The organism is Haladaptatus ordinarius (assembly GCF_054177595.1).
Map to the genome: position 1 here is coordinate 1 of NZ_JBPEHH010000168.1, position 5611 is coordinate 5611.

Annotated in this window: 6 protein-coding genes, 1 tRNA gene and 1 pseudogene; 3 read left to right on the forward strand and 5 right to left on the reverse strand. The window is 62.2% G+C overall.

Annotated features, from left to right (window positions below; all coding sequences use genetic code 11):
• Positions 1–438 (forward strand): Ig-like domain-containing protein (locus ACR3FF_RS25335; protein ID WP_458190883.1); only part of this gene is annotated, 438 nt, incomplete at its 5' end.
• Between the two features lie 99 nt (positions 439–537).
• Here ACR3FF_RS25335 and ACR3FF_RS25340 read toward each other — a convergent pair.
• Together ACR3FF_RS25340 and ACR3FF_RS25345 are read right to left on the reverse strand one after the other, a co-directional pair.
• Positions 538–1554, reverse strand: a complete 1017-nt coding sequence (locus tag ACR3FF_RS25340; protein WP_458190884.1) for a histone deacetylase family protein — start codon at positions 1552–1554, stop codon at positions 538–540.
• Positions 1551–1982 carry a histone gene (locus ACR3FF_RS25345; RefSeq protein ID WP_458190885.1) on the reverse strand — a complete coding sequence of 144 codons (432 nt, stop codon included), beginning with the start codon at positions 1980–1982 and terminating at the stop codon, positions 1551–1553. Before ACR3FF_RS25345 ends, ACR3FF_RS25340 begins: the two co-directional genes overlap by 4 nt.
• Before the next feature lie 123 nt (positions 1983–2105).
• Between ACR3FF_RS25345 and ACR3FF_RS25350 the strand changes: the two genes are divergently transcribed.
• The gene (locus tag ACR3FF_RS25350) at positions 2106–2312 is read left to right on the forward strand and encodes a hypothetical protein (protein ID WP_458190886.1); all 207 of its coding nucleotides are present in this window, start codon (positions 2106–2108) and stop codon (positions 2310–2312) included.
• 126 nt (positions 2313–2438) lie between these two features.
• Here the strand turns inward: ACR3FF_RS25350 and ACR3FF_RS25355 are convergent, their stop codons facing one another.
• Positions 2439–3893, reverse strand: a complete 1455-nt coding sequence (locus ACR3FF_RS25355; protein ID WP_458190887.1) for a single-stranded DNA binding protein — start codon at positions 3891–3893, stop codon at positions 2439–2441.
• A gap of 167 nt (positions 3894–4060) precedes the next feature.
• Complete coding sequence (locus tag ACR3FF_RS25360) at positions 4061–4600, reverse strand: hypothetical protein (protein ID WP_458190888.1); 540 nt, start codon at positions 4598–4600, stop codon at positions 4061–4063.
• 162 nt (positions 4601–4762) lie between these two features.
• On the opposite strand from ACR3FF_RS25360, the gene ACR3FF_RS25365 reads away from it, so the two are divergent.
• Positions 4763–4835, forward strand: a tRNA-Arg gene (locus ACR3FF_RS25365).
• 113 nt (positions 4836–4948) lie between these two features.
• On the opposite strand, the pseudogene ACR3FF_RS25370 reads toward ACR3FF_RS25365, so the two are convergent.
• Positions 4949–5497, reverse strand: a pseudogene (locus ACR3FF_RS25370) (class I SAM-dependent methyltransferase); the annotation flags it as partial.
• Positions 5498–5611: the final 114 nt, after the last annotated feature.

The window sequence follows — 5611 nt, forward strand, 5'->3', positions numbered from 1 at the left end:
GCGAAGACAGTTCGTTCGGTGAAGCGGGAGATTTGCGTTGGCACACTTCGCAGTCTTCCGCTTCATCACCCTTACTCCAGCGACTTGATCCGGTGCTGTCTGGCGATTAAACACGGCCACTCACACACGCTTTCAGTACGTCTCCGTCGTGGTGGGTCGCTCGTTCACGACGAGACGTACGAGTTGGGAACGGATTCGGAATCGAACGATCACCGTATCGACGCGACTTGGCCCTCCTCGCCAGCGGTGTACGACCTCGAAGTCACCATCGATGGCGAGTCGTCGAAAACGGTCGAATATACGCGCGACGACGCGGACGGTGACTGTACGACGGTCTACGTCGAAACGCGACCAGGGACGCTGTACATCGGAACCCACGAATCGTCCGGGGAGTCGGCCCAGGGGTCGTTCGACTGTTCGAATTCGTCTTCGAGATGAATCTCGTCGATTCGTCCGGCTCCGGGACGCAGCGACTCTCTTTTCCGAACGAAGCTCGCCACCGTCGTGAGACCGTTCGGACTCCCCCGATTTCGAACCCTACGTCGCGTCCAAGAGGGTGTGTGACTCGCGCACCTCGGCGACCAGTTCCTGTACGTCCTCGTCTACTTCCTCCTCGGAAATTACCGGGTCCATCCCGTCGAACACCTCGTGGACCATGGCGACCCCGTCCGCGAGCGTGTCGAGGCCGTACCCGCCTTCGAGGACGAACCCGAGCGCTGCCCCCGCCTCGTCCGCGACGTCCCGAATGCGCGCCGTCATCATCCCGTACCCCTCCGTGGAGACGCGCATCCGGGATATCGGGTCGTGACGGTGGGCGTCGAAGCCTGCGCTCACGAGCACCAGGTCTGGGTCGAACGTTTCGATAGCTGGCGCGACGAGTTCGTCGAAGGTCAATCGGTACTCGGAGTCTCCCGACCCGGCGGGAAGGGGTACGTTGAGCGTCGTGCCCGCCCCGTCACCCTCGCCCGATTCGTCTATCTCTCCCGTACCGGGATACAGGCCGTCCTCGTGGAGTGAACTATAGAACACGGCTCCGTCGTCGTAGAAGATGTCCTGTGTCCCGTTGCCGTGATGGACGTCCCAATCGAGGATGGCGACTCGTTCGGCGTCACCTGAATCGATGACCGACTGTGCCGCGACGGCGGCGTTGTTGAAGAAACAGAACCCCATCGCGTCGCCAACTACGGCGTGGTGGCCCGGCGGTCGGCCCAGCGAGAACGGCGTCTGGCGTCCATCCTCGCCCCCGAGTGCCGCCTCCGCCGCCCAGCACGCCAACCCAGCGCTCTCGAGGGCGGCGTCCCACGTCTCCTCGACGGCGACGGTGTCAGGGTCCCAGTTTCCACCGCCGTTCGCACAGAACTCGCGGAACTCCTCGACGTAGTCGGCGTCGTGCACTGCGGTCACCTCGGATTCAGTCGCCGGGTCGGCTTCGACGTACTCGACGCCGTGCTTTCGCGTGAGCGTCTTCTGAATCGCACGTAATCGATCCGGATTTTCGGGGTGACGCCGCCCAGTATCGTGTTCGAGGCAAACGTCGCTGTAGCCGAACTTCATTCGAACAGCCTAAAGTAGGTCTCGATGTCTTCGGCCTTAACGGTTCGCCGGTCTGCGTGGTGTGCGAGGACGGCCGCCGCCGCCGCGACGTTGTCGGCGTAGTCTTCGAGGATGTCGGCCAGTGCGATTCGCGCATCCATGGCGACTCGATAATCGTCGTCGATTTCGAGGCGAGCGATTCGGTCGACTGGAGCGACTGGCAGGGTGAGTGTGTCCTTGTCGACGACTTGCTGGACGCCAAAATCGTCCGCCATCAGTGTCTTCCGTCCGTCCGCCGTCGCCTGTTCCGCGGCGTCGGTGGCCAAGTCCGCCCCGTGAATCTGGATGCGACGCGCGAGTTCTTCGGCGGCACCTGCACTCACTCGAAGATTGCCTGCGTTCCGTCGGATAATCGTATCGACCGGCGCAAACGGAAGCTCAACGCTCATAGTCCAACAGCGGAAGGCAGTCGCCCTTAATCTTTCCCTACCGGCGTTCGCGTCAAATCTGTGGCGGTCGGGATGTGAGACTGCCAGCACGAATAAGGCGGTCGAAGCCCACGTCCCGATACGATGAGTGACCCACACGAACGCGACCGAACGATGGCGAAGGAGAAAGAAGATACGGAGGAAGCAGAGGGCAAAGAAGAGGTCGAGCAGGAACGCGAAGAAGAACTCGAAGACGAGACGAAAGTCGAGCACGAGCAGGCACGCGAAGACGCCGCCGCAGACGAACAGAACGTCGACAACCACCGCGACGAAGAGCCGTTCGAGAGCTGAGTCGTTCGAGCGCCGTCGCTGTCGAGCGCTTCGAACGGGTAGCTCCACTGGGCGTGGCCGACCTCTTTTCCGTTCGACTACTGGCGTTCGCGAGTCGCGTGATTCGGACGTCGGGACAATGGGGCGTCAGAACACGTCGTCGGCGTCGAGCGTCCCATCGCGAAGTTCGCCTCGTGCCGTGACTTCCTGGCCGAGGTGGACGTCGACGTCCGTCTCGATGCTCACCGTCTCCTCGCCGTCGTCTAGCACGATGGGGTTTCCGGCCTGCACTACCGTTCCGGTGAACTCCACGTACTCGCTGTCGTCGCTCTGTGCAGTCGTCGCGGTTGCGTCGGTGTCCACCACATCCGCGTCCGCCGTCGTCCCGCCCGCATCGGCTGTCGATTCGGCTCCGCCGTCGTCGCCGAACGCATCGAGTCCGGTGGTGCCACCGCTCGCATCGGTGTCCGTGGCCGTCTCTGTGGCTTCCGTCGGCGAGCTGCTGTCGAGGACGGTGACGGTCGACTGCCAACCGGCGGAGCCTTCGATGTCGTCGGCCCACCCGTCCTTGACGTCGATGTCCGCGAACTGGACTTTGTCGCCGGGGGCGAGTTCCCGGTCGGCTTTCTCTCCCCACAGGGCGACGCGGATGTCGCCCGTCTCGTCCTGTACGCGGACGTTCTTGACCTGTCCTTCTGACCCGTCGTCGCGGTCGAACGTGCGTTTCGGGTCGGACGAGCGAACTACGCCCGCGATGTCGACCGTCTCACCGATTTGCAGGTCCGCGATGGGTGTGCTCTCCGGAACGTACTCGATGTCCTCTTCGATTTCTTCGACCGCGCCCCGGTTTCCGACGTGGAGTTCGAGGTTTCCGTCGCGCTCGCGCACGTAGCCGTCGACGACCTCGACGGAGATGCCCGGTTCGAGTTCCTCCGCGATGCCTGCTCGTTCGTCCCAGAGCGTGACGCGAATCCGACCCGTGTGGTCGCCGATGGTCAGGTTGGCGACCCTGCCCTCGGATCCGTCGTCGCGGTCGAAGGTTCGGACGGTGTCTGTATCGAGGAGTTTCGCCCGAACGTTTAGGTCCGAGAGACCGAGCGAGAGGTCGGAGACCGCGTAGGTGTCCTGTACCTGTACGTCGATGTCGGTGTCCTCGTCGGGTTCGGCCTGGTCGACGCTGACCTCGGTGCCGCTGTAGCCGTCCTGTGGGCGACCCTTGATACGGAGCACCTGTCCGGGTTCGAGTTCGTCGCCCGCTGCTTTGGCCTGTTCGTCCCAGAACGAGATTCGAATCGACCCCGTCTCGTCCGCGACGTCGACGTTCAGGACGTGCCCGTCCTCGTCGTCTCCGTCGCGTTCGAACGTCCGCAGGTCGCCGACGCTGGTGACCTTGGCGATGAACTTCACTTCCTCCATGCCCGGTTCGATGTCGGCGACCCCATTCACCTCGTCTTCGTCCAGTTCGTGTGCGATGAGCATCGCGGCGGTCTCTTCGTCCGCGAGTCCACCCATCTGTTCGACTTTTTCCTCGACGGCACTCCGAAACTCCTCCAGAGAGATGTCGGCGTCGAGGTCTCCGTGTACGTCCTCTATAACGCCCATAATCGTACTAAGGTGGTCGTTTGGCCGTCGCTTAAGCGTTGTCTTTGTGTCGGCGACCCGACGTTGCCGGGTGATTTCGATACGTTTCCGCTCATAAACAGCATTGGCTGCGTCTTCCCGAATAAAGGTACGCTTCGTCGGTCGCCGAATCTATTCGAGTCCGACGGCTACGCACCGTCGGTGGTCGTGGTCGTCGTGGAGGTCGTGGTGCCTCGCCCGGTGGTCGTCACCGTCTTCGTCTCGCCGAGGCTCTCGTGGACGACCGTCACCGATTTCGGGAGGGAGCCGTCGAACGTGAGCGTAGCCCGGTATTTGAGTTCAGTGATACACTCCGAGCAGGCGGTCGTCCCGTCTTTCTTTTTCGTCTTGACGGAGACCGTCAACTCCCCGGACTCCATCTTCGTGCCCGCGAGGACTGGTTTCGCACACGAGTCGCTACCGCTGATGGTTCCGGTGACGACGACGTTCGACTGGTCGAACTCGACCGTGGCTTCGTTCGTCGGATTGCCGCAGTTCGCGTCGAGGAGATCGAACGAGCGCTTCTCGAGCGTCGGTTCCGCGGTCGTCGTCGTCGTCGTGGTCTCGTCTCCCGACACGTCCGAGTCGTCGGGTGTCTGCCCGCCGGACCCGCCCTGGCTGAGACACCCACCGAGGAGACCGACGGTCACCGTTGCGCCCGTCCGTTCGAGAATTTCTCGTCGTTTCATAGGAGAAAGCAGTACCTCCGCCGTCAAAACACTCCCGTAGGCGAAAACAGCGATTTGAGTTACTGTCACATTCTCGCTGAACGGTATGTCCGTGAGTGTCACATACGCACGGCATCTTCAGACCGTAACCCCTATAACCGAAACCGCGAAAGGGATGAATGAGTCCTGGTAGGGTAGTGGACTATCCTCTTGGCTTGCGGAGCCAGGGACCGGAGTTCAAATCTCCGTCAGGACGCTCACTTTCGTTCGCGACCTGACGTGCCTCACGCTCGCTACGCTCGCGTGAGACTCCGTCAGGACGTTTTCTAATACGACTTCGACAAGTGTAGCGAGTCGCAATCGCTGGTTTTAGTTTCGTGCCCGAATCAGTACTTTCTCGTTTCCGAACCCGTGAACGACATCGTCTCGCACCGTGACGCCGTACACCGTCTCTGCTTCTGGCTGCCGAACGAGTTCGTCTAGTTCCGCCTGCCGTTCCTCGCTCGGGTTCGTCCGCTCGACCCACGATTCGTAGTCCAGTTCTTTGCGCACGGTCGTCGACGCCTCGATGGTGAACCCCGCTTTTCGGAACCGGTCGTGCCACTGCTCGACGGTGGCGGCCTCGGCGTGGCTGGGGTCGCGGAGACGCTCGAACCTGTCGAAGAACTCGGCCAGTCGTTCGTCGTCCGGTGCAACGTTGTCTTCGAACGCGAAGACGCCGCCAGGTGCGAGCACGCGAGCAACCTCACGGACGAACGCCCGGGGGTTCGGGAAGTGGTGAGCGGCGATTCGACAGGTGACGGCGTCGAACGTGTCGTCCCCGAAGGGGAGACGTTCCGCGTCGGCGACGGCCTCGGTCACGTCGAACGCTTCGGTCGCGGTTTCGACCATCGCGGGCGTCCCGTCGGTGGCAACGGCCGTGTTTAATCGCCTGAAGGGAGTGGAATCTCCTGTTCTGCGGCCTTCTTGATGTTGTAGACGGCACACATCAGTGCAAGTTCACGAAATTCTCGGTACCAGGTACGCGCTCGC